General features: G+C 42.6%; 19 protein-coding genes and 3 pseudogenes. 18 read left to right on the forward strand and 4 right to left on the reverse strand.

Going from position 1 to position 21,408, the window contains the following annotated elements; translation table 11 throughout:
* The first annotated feature begins 426 nt into the window (after nucleotides 1-426).
* Nucleotides 427-1,167, forward strand: coding sequence for an N-acetylmuramoyl-L-alanine amidase family protein (locus tag BLV33_RS22220; RefSeq protein WP_090797053.1), 741 nt, complete (start codon nucleotides 427-429; stop codon nucleotides 1,165-1,167).
* On the opposite strand, the gene spoVB is transcribed toward BLV33_RS22220, so the two are convergent.
* Both spoVB and BLV33_RS22230 read right to left on the reverse strand, forming a co-directional pair.
* Nucleotides 1,145-2,677: a stage V sporulation protein B gene (gene spoVB / locus BLV33_RS22225; protein ID WP_090797057.1), complete on the reverse strand. Its 1,533-nt coding sequence runs from the start codon at nucleotides 2,675-2,677 to the stop codon at nucleotides 1,145-1,147. The two genes, BLV33_RS22220 and spoVB, sit on opposite strands and share 23 nt — an antisense overlap.
* 276 nt (nucleotides 2,678-2,953) lie before the next feature.
* Nucleotides 2,954-4,155 (reverse strand): annotated as a pseudogene (locus tag BLV33_RS22230) (IS110 family transposase).
* 383 nt (nucleotides 4,156-4,538) lie between these two features.
* On the opposite strand from BLV33_RS22230, the gene BLV33_RS22235 reads away from it, so the two are divergent.
* The 10 genes and pseudogenes from BLV33_RS22235 to BLV33_RS22280 all read left to right on the forward strand — a co-directional run bounded on the left by BLV33_RS22235 (nucleotide 4,539) and on the right by BLV33_RS22280 (nucleotide 13,558).
* Nucleotides 4,539-5,039, forward strand: a complete 501-nt coding sequence (locus BLV33_RS22235; RefSeq protein ID WP_253187137.1) for a hypothetical protein — start codon at nucleotides 4,539-4,541, stop codon at nucleotides 5,037-5,039.
* Between the two features lie 149 nt (nucleotides 5,040-5,188).
* Nucleotides 5,189-5,743, forward strand: coding sequence for a GNAT family N-acetyltransferase (locus BLV33_RS22240; protein ID WP_090797061.1), 555 nt, complete (start codon nucleotides 5,189-5,191; stop codon nucleotides 5,741-5,743).
* A gap of 260 nt (nucleotides 5,744-6,003) precedes the next feature.
* Nucleotides 6,004-6,549: an RNA polymerase sigma factor gene (locus tag BLV33_RS22245; protein ID WP_090797065.1), complete on the forward strand. Its 546-nt coding sequence runs from the start codon at nucleotides 6,004-6,006 to the stop codon at nucleotides 6,547-6,549.
* Entirely contained in the window at nucleotides 6,497-7,264 is a 768-nt protein-coding gene (locus BLV33_RS22250; protein WP_090797069.1) for a hypothetical protein, read from the forward strand. Before BLV33_RS22245 ends, BLV33_RS22250 begins: the two co-directional genes overlap by 53 nt.
* A gap of 244 nt (nucleotides 7,265-7,508) precedes the next feature.
* A complete protein-coding gene (locus BLV33_RS22255; RefSeq protein ID WP_090797072.1) occupies nucleotides 7,509-7,958 on the forward strand; it encodes a DinB family protein in 450 nt (149 codons plus the stop codon).
* A 966-nt stretch (nucleotides 7,959-8,924) separates the two neighbouring features.
* Nucleotides 8,925-9,686, forward strand: coding sequence for a Cof-type HAD-IIB family hydrolase (locus BLV33_RS22260; protein WP_253187262.1), 762 nt, complete (start codon nucleotides 8,925-8,927; stop codon nucleotides 9,684-9,686).
* A 349-nt stretch (nucleotides 9,687-10,035) separates the two neighbouring features.
* A pseudogene (locus BLV33_RS22265) lies at nucleotides 10,036-10,430 on the forward strand (sigma-70 family RNA polymerase sigma factor); the annotation flags it as partial.
* 23 nt (nucleotides 10,431-10,453) lie between these two features.
* Entirely contained in the window at nucleotides 10,454-11,107 is a 654-nt protein-coding gene (locus tag BLV33_RS22270) for a phospholipase D-like domain-containing protein (protein ID WP_090797081.1), read from the forward strand.
* Nucleotides 11,108-11,339: 232 nt separating this feature from the next.
* Entirely contained in the window at nucleotides 11,340-12,170 is an 831-nt protein-coding gene (locus BLV33_RS22275; RefSeq protein WP_090797085.1) for a methyltransferase domain-containing protein, read from the forward strand.
* A gap of 98 nt (nucleotides 12,171-12,268) precedes the next feature.
* Nucleotides 12,269-13,558 carry an IS110 family RNA-guided transposase gene (locus BLV33_RS22280; protein ID WP_090797088.1) on the forward strand — a complete coding sequence of 430 codons (1,290 nt, stop codon included), beginning with the start codon at nucleotides 12,269-12,271 and terminating at the stop codon, nucleotides 13,556-13,558.
* Nucleotides 13,559-14,127: 569 nt separating this feature from the next.
* Here the strand turns inward: BLV33_RS22280 and BLV33_RS22285 are convergent.
* Nucleotides 14,128-14,973 carry an MBL fold metallo-hydrolase gene (locus tag BLV33_RS22285; RefSeq protein ID WP_090797092.1) on the reverse strand — a complete coding sequence of 282 codons (846 nt, stop codon included), beginning with the start codon at nucleotides 14,971-14,973 and terminating at the stop codon, nucleotides 14,128-14,130.
* 526 nt (nucleotides 14,974-15,499) lie between these two features.
* Between BLV33_RS22285 and BLV33_RS22290 the strand changes: the two genes are divergently transcribed.
* The 3 genes and pseudogenes from BLV33_RS22290 (at nucleotide 15,500) to BLV33_RS30225 (ending at nucleotide 18,153) form a co-directional block, all read left to right on the forward strand.
* Nucleotides 15,500-16,468 carry an aldo/keto reductase gene (locus BLV33_RS22290; RefSeq protein ID WP_090797096.1) on the forward strand — a complete coding sequence of 323 codons (969 nt, stop codon included), beginning with the start codon at nucleotides 15,500-15,502 and terminating at the stop codon, nucleotides 16,466-16,468.
* A 176-nt stretch (nucleotides 16,469-16,644) separates the two neighbouring features.
* Complete coding sequence (locus BLV33_RS30880; RefSeq protein WP_090799145.1) at nucleotides 16,645-16,854, forward strand: HAD family hydrolase; 210 nt, start codon at nucleotides 16,645-16,647, stop codon at nucleotides 16,852-16,854.
* Nucleotides 16,855-17,223: 369 nt separating this feature from the next.
* Nucleotides 17,224-18,153 (forward strand): annotated as a pseudogene (locus BLV33_RS30225) (formylglycine-generating enzyme family protein).
* A gap of 261 nt (nucleotides 18,154-18,414) precedes the next feature.
* Here the strand turns inward: BLV33_RS30225 and BLV33_RS22310 are convergent.
* Nucleotides 18,415-18,918, reverse strand: a complete 504-nt coding sequence (locus BLV33_RS22310) for a DinB family protein (RefSeq protein WP_090797104.1) — start codon at nucleotides 18,916-18,918, stop codon at nucleotides 18,415-18,417.
* 312 nt (nucleotides 18,919-19,230) lie between these two features.
* On the opposite strand from BLV33_RS22310, the gene BLV33_RS22315 reads away from it, so the two are divergent.
* The 4 genes from BLV33_RS22315 (at nucleotide 19,231) to BLV33_RS22330 (ending at nucleotide 21,060) form a co-directional block, all read left to right on the forward strand.
* A complete protein-coding gene (locus BLV33_RS22315) occupies nucleotides 19,231-19,575 on the forward strand; it encodes a YciI family protein (protein WP_090797107.1) in 345 nt (114 codons plus the stop codon).
* Between the two features lie 39 nt (nucleotides 19,576-19,614).
* A complete protein-coding gene (locus BLV33_RS30885; RefSeq protein ID WP_090797111.1) occupies nucleotides 19,615-19,941 on the forward strand; it encodes a winged helix-turn-helix transcriptional regulator in 327 nt (108 codons plus the stop codon).
* A gap of 244 nt (nucleotides 19,942-20,185) precedes the next feature.
* Complete coding sequence (locus BLV33_RS22325; protein WP_090797115.1) at nucleotides 20,186-20,482, forward strand: antibiotic biosynthesis monooxygenase family protein; 297 nt, start codon at nucleotides 20,186-20,188, stop codon at nucleotides 20,480-20,482.
* Nucleotides 20,482-21,060, forward strand: coding sequence for a TMEM175 family protein (locus tag BLV33_RS22330; RefSeq protein ID WP_090797118.1), 579 nt, complete (start codon nucleotides 20,482-20,484; stop codon nucleotides 21,058-21,060). Before BLV33_RS22325 ends, BLV33_RS22330 begins: the two co-directional genes overlap by 1 nt.
* The last annotated feature ends 348 nt before the right edge of the window (nucleotides 21,061-21,408 follow it).

Genomic DNA, 21,408 nt, shown 5'->3' on the forward strand with positions numbered 1-21,408 from the left:
GATCCTGATTGGCTAGCAAAGATTTGGATACATTAAGCTTGGTTGCAAACCCTCCCATACAACCCAATCCTTTCCGTGATAGAAATAAAAAAGGATATGGGTTTTTTAGTAATTGTTACATGGACTAATACCCATCAGTTTTTTTATGGGGCGAAGTTTTCTCAATTGGAATCATGACTTTATGGATTTTGGAAAAACTAAATAGAAAATCCACATCCTAGAAGGAAAATGCCTTGTATTGTCCACTATGGCTATATAGGCATCTTCGGTGCTTCTTGGCATTATTGGTGTGGCCGGTTCCAGATGAGCTCTTAATGGCCTTTGAGGGATACTTAATTTCGCAAGGTAAACTTCACTATTTTCCGACAGTTCCTGTCTCGGTGTTAATGCCGGATTTATTTTCAGTAAAAGGGTGGGTAACTCTGAATGATAAAAAAGACTGCATTCCTTAGTTTCTTTCTTTTTCTTATATTTTTACAGTCTGATATTTCAGGAAGCGCTAAAGTTCCACAAATTTATATTAACGGAACTAAGATTAACACAGAAGTATCCAGAAAAGGAAATGGATGTGTTTCAATACAAAATGCAGAAAAAAATCAAATCACTATTAAATTGGTCGGTGATTCGCATCCTTTATATAAAATTGTTATTGATCCCGGACACGGAGGTGTTGATGTAGGTACAGTGGGTATTAGTGGCCGATTTGAAAAGGATTTCTCCTTATCCACAGCACTTAAAGTCAAAAGGCTCATGAGCTTGGAACCTGCGGTCAAGGTCTATTTAACGAGAACTGACGATACTTTTATCCCACTTAATGATCGGATCACAATGGCCAATCAACTTTCAGCCGATCTATATCTTTCCATTCACCCCAATATGGTTAGAAACTCCATGACAAAAGGCACGGAAACCTTTTTTTATCGAGAAAGCAGTATGTTATTCGCACAAATCGTTCATAAGCATGTGCTGAAAGCTACAGGCTTTCCAGACCTTCATGTTGATTATGAAAATTTTCGGGTAATCAAGAATACGATTATGCCTGCTGCCTTGGTAGAGGTGGGTTTTTTGTCCAATGCTGCGGAGGAAAAGGCGCTTTTTATGAGTAATAATCAAGACAAAATAGCAGCAGCTATGGTGGATGGGATTAAGGAGTATTTGGGGATTTAGTAAGTTTAATCACGTTGGTTAGTTTGAGTGTCATCATATAAACTAGAATTGACAGACAAATCGTCCCCAACACATTCCACGATAAAACATACCCGATATGCTCCATGAACGAAAAAGCAGAAATCCCGCAGATTGTCATGATTAACACACCAAATGCCGCTTTCATAATGTTCCGCATATCCACATAAAATCCAATAATGCTTGAAATTGAAGAGAAATTCAGAAGGGTCAATACAAACATGCCGAAAGCGAGGCCTATTGCAACTCCATGAACGCCAAATTTAGAACCAAGCATTATAATTGCAACTACCTCAAAGAGGTTTGCGATTATAAGATTCCACATTACTGCAGAAGCCTTACCTAAACCTAATAATATCGCATATAATGGAGACTCAAAATAATACAAGAAGAAAATAGGAGCTAAAATCTTCAAAAGAGCTCCAGCATCCGGCGAATGGTAAATAACGGTTGTTAACGGAACTGCCCATACATATAAAATAACTGTGCTAGGAGCTCCCACATAAAGAGCGATCTGCATGGCCTGATCCATTCTTCGATGCATCAGCATGCCATTATGATTAGCCTTTGCTTCACTTATGGCTGGAATCAGCGCCGTGGACAGCGACCGCGTGATGAAATTTGGAAGAAATAATAAAGGGAAAGCATAGCCGAACAATAAACCATATTGTTCGGTCGCCGCTACAGTGCTGATTCCCGAGAGTACTATACTTTTGGTTACAAGCATCGGCAGAAATGCACTGTAAATCGAAAGAAAAACACCGTTGCCCATGGTCGGCAATCCAATATGTAATAATTCAAATAACGTTTGTTTTCCCAGCAATAAAGAGTCAGAGATTTTGTGCTTGATCCCGATTTTCTTGCTATACAATCTAAACATGGTGAACACACAGAGTAGTCCCGCGCCTTCACCGATAACGACACTGATCATTGCGCCCGCTGCTGCATATTCAATTCCATACGGCAATAGAAAACGAACCATAACGAAGATAAATGTGATCTGTACCAAATGCTCAATGACATCAGAAAAAGCGAGTGGTTTCATATACTGTTTTCCGCGGAAATAACCCTTCAATACCGCGGAAATGGCTATAATTGGCGCGATTGGCGTAATGGCAATCATAGAATAATATGCCCTTTGATCAGCCAAAAACACGGATGCAATCATCTTAGAACAGAAGAAAGAGATAAGGGTTAGAATAATACTAAGAGTGCCTGTAACGATAAGAGAAACGACCAGGATTCGTTTCACTTTTAATGGATTACCTTGTGCATCTGCTTCGGAGACAAGCTTGGATATGGCCACAGGCAGTCCTAATTCAGTTAATGTAATAACAAGTGGAACAAGCGGATGAGCCATCATCAGCAATCCGATACCCTCTGTGCCTAATAAACGGGATAAAATGATACCATTGACGAAACCAAGTATTCTTGTGATAAAAGCCGCTGTTGTTAGTATAACAGTACCACGTACAAAAGATTGTTTTTGCATTTCGATACATCTCCAGTAAAATTATCATTCTCTATCCACTATATTCGCAATCCATTAATACATGCGAACAAGCTAAACCAGCGGTAGTCTAGGACTTTATTTTCACGTCCAATTCTGCCGCTTGGTAGCCCTTCACTCCACTATTCCAGCTAATAGCTTGTCAATATTTAATTATTAATGGTGGATTCATGAGGTGGTATACTTAAAAAAGTGCATGGGAAAGAACCGTCCCATAAAGCACGGAAAAAAATTCCATATATTTCTATTTCTTGCTACTTACTCTAAACGGAACGCTTCCTTAGTAGTTAAGATGGCAAAAATCCAGTGGATGAGTTTATTCACACAAGCAATTATCGCTACTTTGAACAGCTTTCCTTCAGCACGTTTCTTATCATAATAAGCCCTTAATTTCTTATTTCTATTACTACGAATACCACATCGTACAGCTTGATATAGGGCAGTACGAAGTCTTCTGGAGCCATGCTTAGTGATTTTATTTGGGTAGCTACAAACTTGCCTGAAGAAAAAACACTTGGATCAACACCGGCAAAGGCCACCAGTTTCTTTGCGTGATCAAACCGATCGATTTCCCCGATCTCAGCTAAAATTGTTGCAGCAATTTTAGTGCCAATACCGGGTATCGATTGGATTAAATCATATTCAAGTAACTCTTCAGCCAGGGCCTCTATCGATTTATTAAGGTCTGCTAGATGGTCCTGGTATTGAAGAAGCAATTTGATGAGCAACTGAATGGAGATCAAATGGCTTGAAAAAGCCGTCTCCTTAAAGGGATTTCGCTTTGCTGCAGCCCCTAGGATTTGAGCTCGTTCCAAGCACCATGAGACGGATCTGCCGCGTCCAGTAAGACGCCCGATTGCAGTTGTAATCTCCAACTCGGACATTTCTAGGACCTCTTTGGACGTTGGGTGTAAAGCCAGAAATCGAAGGGAAACCTTTGAATAAAGGTCACCAAACACGCCATGATATTCAGGGAAAACTTGATCCAGAATAGCCTGAAACTGTAGTTTTGCTTGGACATACATACCCGTTAAAGATTCATGTTGGCGTGTTAGATAGCGTAAATTCATGAGATGCTGACCCCGCTTTTTGTAGGGTTCAAACTCTTCTTTATAGAACAGCGTCCCTAATAGATGGGCATCAGCGGCATCCGTCTTCAACCGTCGCAAATTGGTTTTCTTGGCGTTATGTGAGATTAAAGGATTAATGACGATGTTCAAATACTGGTGCTCATCCAGAAACTGAACAACGGGGCTATGATAATGGCCTGTTGCTTCCATAACAATGGAGGGACGTATCCCTGCAGCTGATTCCACTCCTCTCATATAATTTAGAAAAGACGCTAACCCTTCAAGATCATGATTAAACCTAAAGATCTTCCCATGAGGTACTCCACGGTCTAAAAAAGCTTGTGCATGGCTCTCTCCCTTTGATACATCCAAACCAATGACTGGATTCATGACATCACTCCTGTAGTATTTTCACCGGCAACCCCTAACCTTCTTGTCTTCCACACTATCGCATGTGATACGGGATTCATGTCCCAACCAGCCTAACCATGGTTGAACAAGTAGGGGGGATGAACTGAATAGCTCTCGGGATCCAAGTCCCACGGGCAGAAACGTTCGATCCCCGGCTACCGCTATCTTACGACCTTACAAAAAAGAGGTCGACCAGAAAGATCTGGTGACCTCATAATACGAACGGGCAGTATAGTGGAATGAGGTTACGGGATTATGAAAAAGGCGAGCCATAAATGTTGCTCACTATTTTGATTGCAACCTAACTACTTGTTCTTTCGTTTGAACAATAAACATCGTTATAAAGACTGGAGGGGCTGGATTTGAAGATATTTCTATTATTTTTCGTGATGGCTCTAGTGCTCATGGGCTCAGTTGGTTGTTCTGGTGCTCAGTCAAATGGTGCAAAACAGCCAATAGGCAAGGAATTTGAGGGAGAGCAACCGCCTAAGGCTGAGATTCAGATTGGTAACCGAATGTATGAGACAAAGCTCGGCACATATTGCTGGCAATCAAAAAATCAAGGAAGATGTGTGGATACTATTGGTCCAGTTGAACTCTTAAAAGGCGAGAATCCAGTTTCAGTACAGCCTGGTGAATTTATTAAGTTCCTTATGAATTATGAGCCGCAACCGAACAAATACCATATCGATCAAATCAATGAAGGTAAAATTACAGAAGTTGTGGTGAAAGAAAACAGTTTTCATGCACCTACACAAAAAGGGACTTATTTTTATTCATACGGAGTTTGGTGGATGGATGAACATATAGAGAACCAATCTCGTGGTGATGCTTTTTATTATTTCGTCCTAAAAGTTATCTAGATGAATTAAGCTAACGGATAACGATAGTTGAACACCGAGAGGGGGTGCCGCGGCACCCCTTCGCTATGCTAACAGGATGTAGAGTTAAGGAAATTTTATACAAATACCAAACTAAAAATATATAATAAGAGAAAAATGGAGGATAAAACATGGCACTTAATTTTGATACAACTCGTTTATTGCTTCGGTTTTTTGAGTTATCTGATGCAAGAATGGTTCAACAACTAGCTGGCAACGAAGAAGTAGCACGCACAACTCTAGCAATTCCTCATCCTTACCCAGATGGTGCAGCGGAACAATGGATTGAAAATGTTCGTCAATCCTCAGAAAAAGGGGATAGTTATGCTTTTGCGATGATAAAAAAGGAAGATGGATCATTGATTGGCAATATGAGCATGGGAGTATCTCAAAAGCATAAACGTGCTGAACTTGCTTATTGGGTTGGTCAACCATTTTGGGGGCAAGGATTTGCAACAGAAGCTGCTCGTAGGATCGTTCAATTTGGATTTGAAGATTTAGACTTAAATCGCATTTTTGCCGCTGCAATGACAAAAAATCCTGGGTCATATAAGGTAATGAGAAAAATCGGTATGAAAGAAGAAGGCACTCTCCCTCAGCATGTATTGAAGTGGGGAATCTACGAAGATTTAGTGTTTTACGGAATGGTCAAATCAGATTATTTAAAAGAAGGCTTGTTAAGCTAACGGAAACGATACCTCAAATAAGTGGTTAAGCAGGCTGTCGGCGATCGGCAGTCTGTTGCTGTTGCATTGATCGCTTTGCTATTACAAATGTTTCAGTATATGATCTGCTTCGCATTTAGGATTTTGGCCGAAACGATAACAACATGAAAATAGCAGAATGCCGTTTGGGGTGAATTCTAATGCAACAATTTGGTCGTATTAAATAACTGAAACCTTTTTCATTTTCATGAGTCATTATTGTAGAAAGGAAGGTGCCACGTATGGATCAGAAAGAGCAACTTAAATTGTGGATTCAGCAGTATTATGACCGACTAACCTATATAGCGTACACGTATTTAAAAGATCACAGCCATGCGGAGGACATTGTCCAAGATAGTTTCGTAAACGCCTATCGCTCGAATCAGCAGCTAAAAGATCCAACTCGTCCATTTCCGTGGTTGGTTCGGATTGTAATAAACGAATGTCATAACTCTATTCGGCAAAACCGACGAGAACAGCCAACAGAATTCTTACCTGAACAGAGAAGTATTAGTACAGAAGATCTTTATCTGGAGCAGAGTAGAGATCAAGAAGTGTATTCCGCAATCATGTCCCTAAATGAAAAATTTCGCACACCAGTGATCCTATTTTATTTTGAGGATATGTCAATTCGTGAAATTGCTCATGCACTTAAGCTCAGTGAAGGAGCGGTTAAGACGCGGCTTGCAAGAGGTAGAGACAAACTGAAAGGTAAATTGAGGAGGGGTGATTTAGATGAGCTTGGAGACGATTATTCGGCAAGCAAAGCCAACTTATATCCACGCTGAAAAGAATGAGGTAACATCGGTCATCTTGAACAAATTGGAGCAGCCGGAGTTAGAGCTTGCGAAGGTTACAACCTCAAGGAAATTTTCTTGGCTGAAGAAGGTTACATCAATAGTTGCCCTTGTGGGAGTCGTTCTTGTTGGATTCGGTTCTATTGCGGCTTGGGCCAGTGGCACAAATATGCTTAATGTAGCTGTAAAGTTCGTAAACAACATTAGAGGCGGCGATGCATTCGGAACTTCTTGGGGTCTACAGCATACACGAATGGATCTTTCCCATGTCCAAGACAGTATTCGCGAAAATAGATACACCGATACTTTAAGTACTTTTATTGGTACAAATCAATTTCCGCGTTTAGATGTGAGCGATGTAATTGTAAACAATATTAGTGCTTTTATGGTTGACCGTAGTAAGCAGGCGTTCTATATCTTTGCCGATGGATATTTACAAAACAGTAAGGATGAGGTTGTGCGTCTTAATTTGTACCATAATACCGGTGGTGACGTATCGATCAGTGGTCAAACGCTCACAAACAAACAGGAAACGATGAGCCTTTCTGGCATTGAAGCAACGTATATCGAGTTTACAAACGATAAGTCGACGAATAATTTTATTACGTGGAAGTCAGGTGATTGGATTTTCGTGTTATTTTCATCCAACGTTCCTAAACAGCAGTTGGTGAAGTATGCTCTGGATATTGAGAATCAAATGAAGTAATGTTCGGTTCATTTTGGGCGGCTGCTACGATGACGAGAGCACAAGTTTATTCGACGTAGTGACCTTTTCTGCTCACATGGTCGTATCGTTCCGTTAAACTAACGGATAACGATTGTTCAACAACAAAACGGCTTGGGGCAGCCGTCATTGCGAACGGGCAGAAGATTGGAAGAAGGAATAAAACGCTTTGTTATAGAAAAAGAACACAAGTGATTTTTTAATATGGGTAGAGGGGTGATTCGGATTGAAAACTATCCAAAAGATGTATGAGCATTTAAATTGGGCTAACCAACGTATTTTTAAAACACTGCAAAGTATTGAAGATGAAAACCAGGAGGTATGGCGTTTATTTTCCCATATCCTTAATGCTGAAAAAGTATGGATAACTAGATTACGTGGATTGGACAGTTCACAACTTTCCATATGGTCGGAGGTCGGTATAGAGATCTGTGCAGAACTTGTTAAACAAAATGAAGAGAGCTTCACAGCTTTTTTTACTAATTTAGCAAATACTGACCTAGATAAAATAATATCCTACACAAATAGTAAAGGAAGAGAGTTTAAAAATTCTGTACGGGATATTTTAACTCATGTAGCATTGCATGGTCAGTATCATCGAGGACAGATTAACTCACGACTTCGAGCAGTTGGTATTGAACCAGTTAATATTGACTTTATTACATTTGTGAGATAAATGTATTCGGGTTTGTTCAACTAACGAAGAAGTATGACAAGTTCTGCTATAAGCGCTTAACGGCGTGAAAAGCAGGAGATTACAATGAGTAATCTTAACTATACAACCGAGGATGGGAATGACGGAACCATGTATCCCGAAACCATCCCGCCAATACTCCTGCGCTCGTCATGACTAACAGCTCATGTGGTGTGAAGTACAGGTAGATTCGGCAGAACGAAGGCTGAAGCCATTCTAATAGAAAAGGTATGCCAACGGATATGCCGCGCGGCTGAAAAACTGGATATGGTGAGAATGTTCAAATAGACTGAACTGACGAACTTCCGAATGTACAGGTCTAAAGTTAGAGCATATGGAAACATATGTACCATCAAACGATGGGGTGAGCGGCGTAAAGTAAAAATTTTTTCTATGAAATACGCTATGCCGAACAATGGCGGCATTGGTCTCACAGGCTTAGAGGAAGCACCTAAGTCCAGAAAGAATAGCTAGGATGTAAGGGACTTGGAAAGCAAGGGACGTTGCAACAAGGGCTGTTACCCGAAACGTTTGTTATAAGGCTTACGCCGAAATACATTTATCCTTGTGAGGGCAGGGGCACGACTGATGAATCTCCTGTAATGGGAGTAGAGGAACAGCCCCAAGTCTAACTGAAAAGAAAGGTTGTTTTCCAAGCGTGAATTGCACCGGTCAGGTAAGAACGTGGGGACATCACTTCGCAAAGAATGGATGCCACAGTGCGAGCTTAACGAGAATGGGATACTTAAAACCCCATACCCTTAACCACGAGGAACTTATGATCTAGTACATTCAATTAGAGGGAACGCCGGATGCCGGGAAACTGGCACGTCCGGTGTGGAGCAGGGGAAAAGCTGGAGATAACATCAAACGCTTACCTATTGTTACCGATAGCTCCATAATCAGATTGTTCAATAGGAGGTGGAGTACATAGAATACTTGGCTATTGTGCTTGACTTGGACGGAACATTCCTCAGCTCCGGTAAAACGGTTTCCAAGCGTAATCTTGATGCGGTGTTAAAATGTGTGGCAATTGGAATGAGGGTAATCGTGGCAACCGCCAGGCCGCCCCGATCGGTGCGCGCGCTGTTACCGGACGAAATTCTGGGCGTATGCTCATTCGTCTATTATAACGGCGCACTTATTCAAGACATAAGAAGTGGCTTTGAGAAGCACATTTCTATCGATAGATTCACGATTGCCTCGATTTTAGATTACTGCTCGGCACACTTGCCGAACTGCGGAATTAGCCTTGAGGTAAGGGATCAATGGTTCGCCAATCCCGGTCCTATCGATGAAAATATTTTTTATACACGGCTCTTCCAGCCGCAGGTCCGTTCGAATGACGAATTGAAGTCGCTTGACGCCACCAAGCTACTCATCACTTACTTCGACAGCCCAGAGAAATTACGGAGAAGTTTCGGGGAACATGTCCATTTCGTGGTAACGGACCGGGGGACGCTAATCCAGATCATGAATTGCACGGTAAGCAAGGCAAGCGGTGTGGAGTTGCTGCTTCATCACTTCGGTATACCCACATCCCAGGTTGTAGTGTTCGGAGACGATTATAACGACCTCGAGCTCTTTGCAATGCCGGTCCACAAAGTGGCCATGTTTAATGCCATCGAAGAATTGAAAGAGCTGGCTGACCAGATCACGGATTCCAACGATAACGATGGTGTGGCGAAAGTGTTGGAACGGATCTCGTAATCGGGAACCTCGACATTATATTAACTTAAAAGGATACGATACCTCAATAACCAGGAGAAGGCTACCGACAATAAGGGTTAAGTCGCCTTTCTCAACTAACGGAAACGATAGTTCAATGGCATGCCTGGCATCTACAGGGGGAGTAGGTTAAGGTATTAGCGGCGAAGTCCTTGATATTCAAGGGCTTTTTTGTATTGGAAGCATAAGTTTGCCACAGTGATTTGGAAGCATAAGCTTGCCAAAGCGGCAAACTTATGGGTTAAGTGACAGGGGACGTTTTAAAACATTCATCATCAAAGGTGGCCCATCACGGCACCAAAACATTTTTACGTTGCTTTGTGTTCACAATGTCAAAAAATTCGACAACACCGGTGAGGACCTGGAGGATTTGATAAGCATTGGGACCATCGGGCTGATAAAAGCGATCGAGTCGTTCTCGCCGAACAAGGGCACCAAATTGGCTACGTTTGCAGCGCGCTGTATCGAGAATGAGATCCTGATGCACCTAAGGTCATTGAAAAAAACTCGGAAGGATGTATCGCTGCACGATCCTATTGGGACGGACAAAGAAGGAAACGAGATCACCTTGATCGATATACTTGGTACAGAAGCTGATGATGTTGTAGATAAGGTGCAGCTTAAGATTGAGAAGAGCAAAATATATAAAAATTTATGGATGATCGGGAGAAGGAAGTTGTGATGGGGCGGTTTGGCCTTGAGCACGGGGGAGAGGAACGGACGCAATATTAAAGTAAAGGAGAAGGATTATGCGCCGAATATTTGGAATTCTGACTCTATTAATTTTTATTGTTTTAACCGGCTGCATGAAAGGATCTACGGATTCATCAAAAAATTTGAAGGCATCAAGCGTACAACCAACAACCTTACCGATCGTTCAACCATCCCCTCAACCCACAGCTGCAATTGATCAGGTAAAGCAACAAATGAACATAGAATATGCGTTTAGCCAGGCACACCAGCATCCAGAAAAAATGCTGATCGACGTAATTAATTCCACCAAAGAAACATTGGATATTGCAATCTACAGCTTAACTCATCCGGATATCGTGGCTGCGATAAAAGAAGCAAAGAAAAGAGGCGTGACCGTACGGATCATCAGTGATAAGATCCAATCCACCGGCAAGACTCAAGATGAGGCCCTGAAACTTTTGGGTAGCGCGGGAATTCCAATGAAGGTAAATAAACATAATGGACTCATGCATTTGAAGGTTACCATCGCGGATAAGAAGGTGGCCACTACAGGATCATACAATTACAGCCAGGCAGCTAGCACGTCCAATGATGAGGTTTTAATGGTCATACATGATGAGGCAGCAGCAAAGGCCTTCACCGATCAATTTGAAAGAATGTGGAATGATACCAAGGGTTTTGAAACCCTACAAAAGAAAATTGCTCAATGATTGGCAAAAAGCCCTCTTTCATCACCATTGAACTCCCTCGGATAACTATTGTGCAAAAGCTGCTTTGAAGCGGCTCCTTTTTGATTATCATTGAAGTAACGGGCAGTAGAGTGAAAGAAGCGTTTGAGATAGTTCAACTGTTGGTTGAATATTATAAAAAATCAATTTAAAGGGTATTGTACCTTTCAGCTAACATCAATACAATTGGTGTTAACAAGGAGCGTGAGTAATTATGAAGGAAACATTGGCAAGAAACATAAGCAGATATCGAAAAGAAAGAGGATTAACACAAGAGGAGCTTGCACAGATACTTGGACTTTCTTTTCAAGCCGTTTCAAAATGGGAAAATGCACAGACGATGCCTGACATATCCTTACTGCCAGAGTTATCAAATGCATTGGATATAAATGTAGATAAACTACTTGGGTATGTGTCGCAGGATAAACAAATTACCATTTATGAAGAAGAATACAAGACACCTGATTATTATTGGGGGTTTCAACCCAATTCAGCATGTTATCAAGTCATACAGTTAATGCCTCCAACCAAACAGCTTACGTTATTGGATATTGGTTGCGGCGAGGGAAAAGACTCGGTTTTTTTTGCAAGAAATGGATATGACGTTACAGCATTTGATGTATCGGATGCAGGTATTGAGAAAACGAAAAGACTCGCCAATAAGATCGGTGTAAATGTTAAAGTTTTCAAAGCAGACATACTGGATTTTCGCTTAGATTCATTTTTTGACATTATATATTCAAGCGGTGTTCTTCACTACATTAAACCTGAATATCGTAAAGAGATATTTAATAATTATAAACAGTTTACCAACCCGAGCGGTTTACATATCTTTAATGTGTTTGTAGAAAAGCCCTTTATAGCACCACCTCCTGAAAAGGAACCTAATGCGTATAAGTGGTATTCAGGTGAATTACTTTCAGATTATCATGACTGGCTTATTAGAGACAGCTCAGAAGTTGTATTTGATTGTAATTCATCTGGCATTCCTCATCAACATGCAATGACTAAAATGATTGCTCAAAAGATTTCGTCATTAAACTAAACATTCCTGTATAGCTTAAGAAATGGCCTTTGTCAAAAAAGGAGCGCCTCGGTTATGATGGGTTTGTCCACAACACCATCAAAGGAGGCGCTCTTATTATGAAGTTTAAGCAAATCAACGGACAAAATCAACGGATTGAACGAATTTCCCCGACTCAGCTCGTTGTAGGCATCGACATGGCAAAGGAAATTCATGTAGCTCAAGCCACTAACTTTCGAGGCATCGTTCTTGCTAAGCGACATCTCACATTCAAAAACGCAATTGAAGGTTATGAAAAGTTACAACGTTGGATGGATGAACTACAACAGAAACACCGACTGAAGACGGTCATCATCGGTATGGAACCCACTGGACATTATTGGTGGAGCTTGGCGAATTGGCTTGCAAACAAAGGCCTTAACGTCGTCTTGGTGAACCCGGCCACCACCAAACGAAACAAGGAGAACCGCGATAACAGTCCATCCAAGAGCGATCCCAAGGACGCGCTTGTCATCGCAGACGTCGTCTGTCGAGGATACTACTACGATTACACTCGACAGGCAAACGTGTTCCAAAGGTTGCGTACGATTATGAGTGATCGGGAATTTTGGGTGACCCATAGCGTCCGGCTGCAGAATCGGATCATCCGTTGGTTGGACATTCGGTTCCCCGAATACACGTCGGTTTTCAAAGATTGGACCTGCCCACGATCCTTGGCTACGCTCAAACATTTCCCTTCTCCGCTAGAATTAGAATCTCTATCCGTATCGGAGGTCATCACCGGTTGGAGAGAGCAGCATATGCAGCGAGCGGGCGGAACAACTGGAATGGAGAAAGCGGCGCAACTCATCGCTCAAGCGAAGAAGAGTGTCGGAGACACGACAGCTATGCGCGAAGCAAAGCAAGATTTAGAGCGGTTATTGGAAGAGTATGAGCGTATCGTTGAAACACTAGAGAAGATTGAACAGGAAGTACGGGCACTTCTCGGTGAAATTCCTATGGCCCAGCAATTACGGTCGGTCAAAGGCCTTGGCCCGATCTTCATCGGGGCCATTCTCTCCGGTGCAGGCGACCTCAAACAGTATGCCCATGGACGTCAGTTATTGCGTAAAGCGGGCTTAAATCTGGCCGAAAGCATGTCTGGCAAGCGCAAGGGGCAGATCGTGCTTTCCAAACGGGGAGATGCGAAGCTACGAAAATATATGTATCTGGCTACGATCACCCTCGTGGGAACGAATCCCGTCTTTCGACAGTTGCATGAAAACAATGTCCAAGTTAAGAAAATGAAGAAACAACAGTCGATCTTTAAACTGCTTGGAAAACTGGCTCGGATCCTGATCGGCATCGTCCAAGGAGGAGAAACGTTTTCTCCCGAAAAAGCGAGTCCCTTTTTTACAGAAGCAGCGTAAGACATCTGAATGCCACGTAGATTGACTCATTCGCAGGATTTCAAACAAAGAAAGCACGGAGGACCGAGTTCGTATCCGATAAGGGCACAGACCCATCCGCTAAACGCTATCGGTCTCCACACCTTGGACATGTATGACGATGGAATGTAAGGGCCTAGACCCGTTGAGCCATGGGATGGTGAACTTCCAGGGAGATAGTGGAGGAAGCGTGCAGTAGAAAAAGGCTTTGGGGAAATGCTCCAGCCATTTCTTCTATTCCCGCATGCCCCAAAATGTAACGGCGGGCTCTCACCAGCTTACTTCCCTAACGATCACTGTATCCTAAGGTAATGAAATCCTGCGAGTGAGTGAGCATACGTGAGATAATCCCTTAAAACCGAGGGACGGAAACGATAGTGGAACGGGTCTCATCGAACTTCGAAACCCATACGTCTCGAACGCTTCGAGCTAATGTTTGGGTTGTATTATAACGGATAAACCCCGCCCGGCACATCAGGAGTGCCCTGGCGGGGTTTATCGTTTACAGTAAACAAGATAAGTGAGCTTGGGCATCTCCGAATTCTTAAAGATTAGTTGCCGACACCTTTGCCCTTCAGCACATAACGCTCTCCGGGTGCTAGTACATGAAATCTGCTCTCCGAACGGGTTATATGCGGAGACAGCTTTTCCGGATCGCCATTAAAAGGCAGTATCTCAGGCCCATAATAGGTACCGTAGTGGTGGGTGATAATATCCGCATTCTCAAGATGATTCGCTAATTTAACCGCATTCTCAATCCCGAAATGATAAGGATCATTCGATACATCGAGCAGTAAGACGTCAACCTCGCTCATCTGCATATGCTCGACCAAAAGACGCGAGTCCCCCGTATGCCATATACTTCCATCCGGGGTGCTGATAAAGAAGCCGCAGCAGTCCTCCGGTCCGTAAGGATCCTGGCTTTGCCAAGAATGATCAGCTCGTGTGAGTGTAATTTCAACATTTCCTATACGGAACGTCTCACCGATATGGAAGGCCCGAGCTTGTCTTGAAGGGACCCCCAACCGCTCTAGCTCCTGCACTACAATAGCAGGCCCCCCGTACAAGCCCCCTGTCCCGATTAAAGCCGGAGCCGTAATCGGGGCCAAGTGATCATCATCCAAATGGGAATAGAGAATAGCATCCAATCGGGGTACTTCCGCTGCCACAATCGGTAAAGGCACTAACATTCGATGTCCGAGCTCGCAAATCTCGCTGGAGCCGGCTTGCATTGTAATAACGGGATCAATCATAATCAAGGATCCGCGGGAGTTAATCAGAAATCCTGCGCCTGATAGCCACCAAATGGAGGTGTTTTCCGATGGATCAAAGTCTTTGGCCGTGATTGGCTTTGTATAAGGTGCACGGACTTGTGGAACGGAATTTTCTTTCGCCATTAAAAAATCTCAGCTCCTTTTATGAGATAAGCTTTCAGAAACACACTGGTCTTCTTCTAAGTATATGTTTCAATCTTATTCTGCATAGTGCTTCCTGACAATGATCCGCACGGCTTAACCAGGTACTCTCAGTGTCAACGGCTGTTGCTGTTAAAACCTGTCTTCGGAATCAATCCAGGTGGTGTCTTCCAAATTTGGACTTCCCGTAGAATGGAACAGCGGTAGTAGGAGTGTCAATGTGGTGATGCGTTCGTTGGTGCGAATTCGATAGTTCTTTGTTCGATAGCGGAACAAGAACTAAGGTAGTATTACATTTTTAAGCTAACGGAAACGATAGCGTAATAAAAATACTGAAGTAAGCACCGCGGCAAAAGGTTCCTATCGTTAAAATGTCGTAAGGAATACTTGGCTGGAATACTTGGCTAAAAAACATTTGGAGTTCTCGTTGATTTCCCATTTTTTAGGTGTATAATTACATAGAAAATATCCAAGCAAGGCAAAGTATTTTGAATTGGAGGCTAACAATATGCAGTATAATAACTTGTCAAAAACAAGTCTCAAAGTTTCCTCGTTGAGTCTTGGAACCATGATGTTCGGAGGGCAAACAAGCGAAGCTGACAGTCTTAAAATCATGGACTACGCATTTGAGCATGGCATCAATTTTTTTGATACTGCAAACTCATATAATCAGGGCGAAAGCGAAAAGATCGTCAGCAAGGGTCTCAAAGGCAGGCGTGATGAGATTATTCTTGCGACCAAGGTACGCAGTCAAATGGGTGAAAACCCAAATAACGCTGGACTAAGCCGCCGAAATATCCTATCTGCTGTTGATGCCAGCTTGAAGAGATTGGATACTGATTATATCGACATCTACTACATGCATGCGCCCGACTACGAAACCTCCATTGAAGAATCACTTGAAACCATGACTACTTTGGTGAAATCGGGGAAAATTCGATATATTGGTGTCAGCAACTATGCCGCATGGCAGATCGCCGATATGTTGTCTATCTGCGACAAACGCAATTATATAGCACCCATTATCACCCAGAATGTCTATAACCCTATTACCCGCGGCATAGAAGCAGAACTCGTTCCTTTTTTAAAAGCGCATGACGTGGGCATGGCCATCTACAATCCTATCGCCGGCGGGTTGCTGGCCGGTAAGCATAAGCAAGGCGGGCCTGCGGAAAATACCCGGTTTGCCAACAATGAAACATACTTTAACCGGTACTGGTCAGATGAGAACTTTGCCGCTGTCGACAAGCTTACTCACATTGCTGCGGAATGCGGACTAAGTATCCTGCAGCTTGCGATGAAGTGGTGCGCTGTGCAAGAATCCGTGACGAGTATCATTTCTGGAGTAAGCCGGTTGGATCAGATCGAGCAAAATATTGCGTCGATTGAGGGGGAACCGCTGGATGCCGAAACTCTGTTGAAGTGCGATGAAGTATGGCGTTCATTGGCAGGAACACGTTTTGGATACAACCGATAAGTAAGCCGAATTTTAATATTACTAAAAGAAATAAGGCGGGACCCGATGATCTCGCCTTATAATCATTTTTCGTTGGGCCGATTGGCCCTGACTTTCTCCTTTGGCAATATCCAGGCCGATAACTGGGTTCATTTGATGTATCACCTTCACTCGAATGTTTTAGCCGGTAGCCTCTAATCCTTCTTGCAGCGCAGAAGAGTTTTGGGATTGGTATTAAAAATATTGCTTTTGTTGGTGACGAGGAGAAAGATATTAAAGCAGCAAAAAATGCTGGAATAATATCCATCCTTATAAATAGAGAAGAACAGAAAAAATGCTATGGCGAAGATTTACAAATAAAAAGTTTAATCGAAATAACGAAGCTTTTGGAAACACAGGTTTCTTGAGTCAAACACATCGAACTGCATTCACTGATTAAACTAACCGGATACGATAGTTCCATAACAAAGATCAAGCAGGCTGCCGATGATAAACTCGGTGGCCTGCTGTGCTAACGGGCAGCATAGTTGAATAGTATTAAAGGGATTTTTTGGTTGGTTGGAGAATAATTCAATAACTTTTGATACTATGGAGGATGAATTAATGGAAGCAAAAGTTGTAATATTACCTGATTACCTGATTTTCATGTTGTGGGATGCTCGATTAAAGGAAATTTGAAAGAGTTAGAGTCTGATCTTGGCAAGAATACTTATCAATCACATCCAGAATGGGTTAGGATATTTGTTGATATCGTTGACAAGGAGGGAGATTGAAAATTGAGTACCCTTGTTAATCCTAAGGATGGTGCAACTTTAGTATGGGTTCAGCCAGGAACATTTGTCATGGGAAGCAGCAAGGAGGATGTAAAATCCTTATGGTCAAAGTACGATTGGGATGACAGTTGGTTCAATGCACAAGTTGGTGGTATAGATTGGATAGGTGAGCTGCATGCTCACGAAGTTGAATTAAATAGTTTTTGGATATACCGAGATGTAGTCACAATTGGACAATACTATAATTTTATGCAGGAATCCGGATATTCAGCCCCAACTGACCCTTTAGTACATGGACCATGGAATAGTGCATGGAAAGATGGGAAGCCGCTTCCTGGTACGGAAATGATACCAGTAAGCTCAGTTTCATGGGAAGATGCTGTCGCCTATTGTAGCTGGGCAGGTGTAAGGCTCCCAACTGAAGCGGAGTGGGAGTACGCTGCAAGAGGTTCGGAAGGGTCAATATTTCCGTGGGGAGATACATGGAAAAATAATATATGCCGGTGTGCAGATGAACTCGCAAATACAAATTTCAAATCAAACGATAATTGGAGATTATGAATAAACGGTGGAGGGAAAGGATCCGACGGTACATATCCTTCTCATTGCTGGCTGGCTAATCATGTTGCCCAAATTGAAGGGCCGACAGCAATAAAGGAATACCCTTTCGATGTAAGTTGGTGTGGTATACATGGAATGGCAGGGCAAGTTCGGGAATGGTGCAGTGATTGGTATGATCCCGACTATTATATTCAAAGTCCTCGCAAAAATCCAAGAGGTCCAAACCAACATGGAAGCCGTCCAGGGTATACTCCTTGTAGGGTGATGCGAGGAGGCGCGTGGAATGGTCCTGTTTACCAATGCCGAGGATCACAACGACTATTCTATCCTCCAGACAGTCGTGATACAACGATCACGGTTTTCGACCGGTAATGAACAACATATTAAATACACGAACGGATAATAACTGATCAAAAGCATCTGGCTTCAATGACAATGAAGATGTGTTCGCAAACGAGTACAAGAGCTTAAAATAACAAAGCGAGGCGACCGGCACACGAGCTCTGGTTGCCTCGCTGAACGGGCAGGATTGTTGAGGATAGGTAACGCTCATAATGAATATGACTTTTCTAATATATTTCTTCTTGAGTAAATTGTTTATATTCCAATTACCAACCTTATCTTAATCGACCGTTAGGAGCGTTCCTCGTTACTATTCTTTGCATTTTGAATGATGCGATTGATACTGTTAACTGCAGAAACATGCAATCCCCAATGAAAACATAATAAAACCAGCAATTCCCCTACCGTTGCGGGCTTTTCTGCCGTAGGAGATGATCGCTGCGTGCTTAATTTTTCGTCCAAACGATTGTGGAACGTTTCTTTGATGCGGGAAACTTGTTCCGCCAATTGAGCAAGGAGTGTCTGGAGCGTGGGCGGTTCCGCTATCCAGTCGGCAGGCTTCGTGCCCCTCAAAAACATCTCCATGTAACTGTCGGGCACCTTCATCTCTCGATTGGTGTCGCCGAATATTTCCTTCTCCGTAAACGTTACAATATGTCCAATATTCCAAAGAATAGAGTTGTTGAAGCCTTTGGGGATCACTCTGGCCTCGCTTTCAGAGACGTTTTTCACGTAATGCTCAAGGAAATCGCGGGCCAGATCAAGGGTCTGGAATTGAAAAGTGCTATTGGACATTTATTCGACAACCTTTCATGTACATTTTTAAAAAGCTATATCTGTTCTGTGCTTAAATTCGTCTCAGAAAGATAGCTATTCCCTATCAGCATATCCCAATAATTACATTTGCCCTTGCCGTGAATACTATTTGTACAAAATAAATACCAACACTGCTCCCAAATCTCATTAATTATTACTATAATAACTTAACAGATAGTTGAAAGTAAACTCCGCATAGTGATCTAACTAGAAAATAACTTGTAAAAAACAAGTAATAATGTTTCCTTTATTTTAACTTGAAAATGGAAGTTATTATAAGGAGGAGAAACGATGAAATACATGATCTTGACGTATGAATCTCAGGAAGATTTCGAGGCTAGGACAGACAGTAAGCGGCAAGAGCAATACTGGGCAGGCTGGAAGGACTATGGCGGTGCGATGAAAGAGGCTGGTGTCATCTCGAGCATGCATGGACTCCAACCGAGGAATATGGCGACAACTGTGCAACTTATCGATAGGGAACTTCAAGTTCAGGAAGGACCATACGCAGACACGAAAGATCAGCTCGGCGGATATTTCATTATCGATGTGCCTGACATTAATAAGGCGATCGAATGGGCAGCTCGTTGTCCAGCGGCAGCGACAGGCGCTGTCGAGGTCCGACCCGTGATGTAAAAAGGCTCAGATTCCAGTATAGAACTCTAAACGGGGGTCATTCGGGGGAAAAGAAGATATCAAGATTTTCTAAACTCAAAAGAGAAAATATCAACCAATATTTTGGCCGAACGGCTCGTCAGGCTCGAGAAATTACACATCATTACCAAATCCAATGATCCAACAAATAAAAAACAATATCTTTATTCGCCTACGCAAAAGGCACTTGATTTGTTACCAATCCTTTTTGAGTTCATGCGATGGGCCATCAAACATGAACCTGAAACGGACCTCACTATACCTTTTGTGAAAAAACTGCAGGCAGACGAAAAGGGACTAATGGAAGAAATTTTAGCTCAATTCGAAAAATCTGAGATGTCATCGTGAACGTGTAAATGGTGCAAACAGCGAATGCGCGAATTCGACTTGCAAGTGAGCTCGTTGAAGGTGTCAGACGGATAGACTGCAAACATGGCGACGTCTACGAACAAAAATGTGCCGCATTGTATGCTGCAGCTCCATCTTGTATAATTCAAGTCAATCGGCGGAAATGCACTAGTCTGACTTAAGAGAGGCAATAATGGATCGTCGAATGCAACCCAGGAAAAAATTTTATGGAGGAGGATACCCCATGGTAGTGGAAATCATTCGGTATGGCATAGCGCCAGAATCAGCTGAGCTTTTCATTAAGGCTTATAAAGAGGCTGGGACATATTTAAACCGCTCTACGCATTGTTTGTCCTACGAAGTCATAAAGGGCATTGAAGAACCTAACAATTTCATTGTCAGAATAGAATGGGACTCGTTGGAGGGACATATGCAAGGCTTTCGAACGGGACCGGATTTTCAGTATTTCTTTGCATTGGTTAAACCCTTCTTCAATGCGATCTTAGAGATGAAGCATTATAGCGTTATCGCTAACTCCTGATGACCAAGACCCGGCTTGAGGCTCTGAGCGACGGCGTCATAGCGATCGTGATGACCATTCTAATCCTTGAATTTAAAGTTCCGAAGATCGAATCAGCCGAAGGAGATTGGGTGCTCGTAAAGGATTTTATCCTCAATTTGCCTGTAGTTCTTAGCTATATTATTAGTTTTTTGGTTCTAACCGTTTGGTGGATGTCTCATCATCAATTGTTTCATGCAGTCAAACACATAGATCGCAAAACGATTTTTCTGAACGGCATTTTTCTGATGTTTATCGCTTTCGTCCCTTACCCAACGGCGCTCATGGGTGAATATCCGAGCCTTCATTTCCCTTCTATTTTGTATGGTGTAATTGGTCTGTTCAGCGGGGCGACTTATTATTGTCTGTACCACCATATTTTGAGAAAGAATGCCGATCATCCGTTTACCGCTAGTCCGGATGCGTTTGCATTTAAGAATACTTGGCTGCATTTACTCGTTTATATTATCGCAATAGGTATCGCCTTCGTCTCCCCGTATATTTCGATTGCCGTATACGCGGCAATTCCGATCTACTATTTTCTTAAGAAAAATGGATAAAAACCAAATCTGGAGAACTCTCATCTGCTCTCCCGTTCAAAACCTTGTATTTAACATTCAGAACACTCTTTAGCAGAAGAGTGTTCTTTAACTTTTCACCTGACGATGATACGCTGAACCTTTCATAAGTAATGGCGAGTGTTAATTCTAACGGAGAACGATAGTTCAACTCCAAAACGGTACCGCTGGGCAGTCATCATTACGCACTAACGGAGAACGATAGTGAAAACATCGAAAGGGGGCCGCGCGGCACCCCTTCGCTTACTAAACGGGCAGTTTAGTTGAATCAGGAAAGCTATAAAAAGTGACCTATAACAACTTGGGGTAGTCCAGCGAACCTTACACCTT

The sequence above is a fragment of the Paenibacillus sp. GP183 genome (assembly GCF_900104695.1).
Taxonomy (GTDB): Bacteria; Bacillota; Bacilli; order Paenibacillales; family NBRC-103111; genus Paenibacillus_AI.

What these genes read in the sequence shown, in the direction of transcription:
- BLV33_RS22330 (WP_090797118.1), top strand. Translation starts at nt 20,482, where the DNA reads ATGACCAAGACCCGGCTTGAGGCTCTGAGCGACGGCGTCATAGCGATC.
- BLV33_RS22315 (WP_090797107.1), top strand. Translation starts at nt 19,231, where the DNA reads ATGAAATACATGATCTTGACGTATGAATCTCAGGAAGATTTCGAGGCT.
- BLV33_RS22325 (WP_090797115.1), top strand. Translation starts at nt 20,186, where the DNA reads ATGGTAGTGGAAATCATTCGGTATGGCATAGCGCCAGAATCAGCTGAG.
- BLV33_RS22250 (WP_090797069.1), top strand. Translation starts at nt 6,497, where the DNA reads ATGAGCTTGGAGACGATTATTCGGCAAGCAAAGCCAACTTATATCCAC.
- BLV33_RS22285 (WP_090797092.1), bottom strand. Translation starts at nt 14,973, where the DNA reads ATGGCGAAAGAAAATTCCGTTCCACAAGTCCGTGCACCTTATACAAAG.
- BLV33_RS22290 (WP_090797096.1), top strand. Translation starts at nt 15,500, where the DNA reads ATGCAGTATAATAACTTGTCAAAAACAAGTCTCAAAGTTTCCTCGTTG.
- BLV33_RS22245 (WP_090797065.1), top strand. Translation starts at nt 6,004, where the DNA reads ATGGATCAGAAAGAGCAACTTAAATTGTGGATTCAGCAGTATTATGAC.
- BLV33_RS22220 (WP_090797053.1), top strand. Translation starts at nt 427, where the DNA reads ATGATAAAAAAGACTGCATTCCTTAGTTTCTTTCTTTTTCTTATATTT.
- BLV33_RS22240 (WP_090797061.1), top strand. Translation starts at nt 5,189, where the DNA reads ATGGCACTTAATTTTGATACAACTCGTTTATTGCTTCGGTTTTTTGAG.
- BLV33_RS22270 (WP_090797081.1), top strand. Translation starts at nt 10,454, where the DNA reads ATGCGCCGAATATTTGGAATTCTGACTCTATTAATTTTTATTGTTTTA.
- spoVB (WP_090797057.1), bottom strand. Translation starts at nt 2,677, where the DNA reads ATGCAAAAACAATCTTTTGTACGTGGTACTGTTATACTAACAACAGCG.
- BLV33_RS22280 (WP_090797088.1), top strand. Translation starts at nt 12,269, where the DNA reads ATGAAGTTTAAGCAAATCAACGGACAAAATCAACGGATTGAACGAATT.
- BLV33_RS22310 (WP_090797104.1), bottom strand. Translation starts at nt 18,918, where the DNA reads ATGTCCAATAGCACTTTTCAATTCCAGACCCTTGATCTGGCCCGCGAT.
- BLV33_RS22275 (WP_090797085.1), top strand. Translation starts at nt 11,340, where the DNA reads ATGAAGGAAACATTGGCAAGAAACATAAGCAGATATCGAAAAGAAAGA.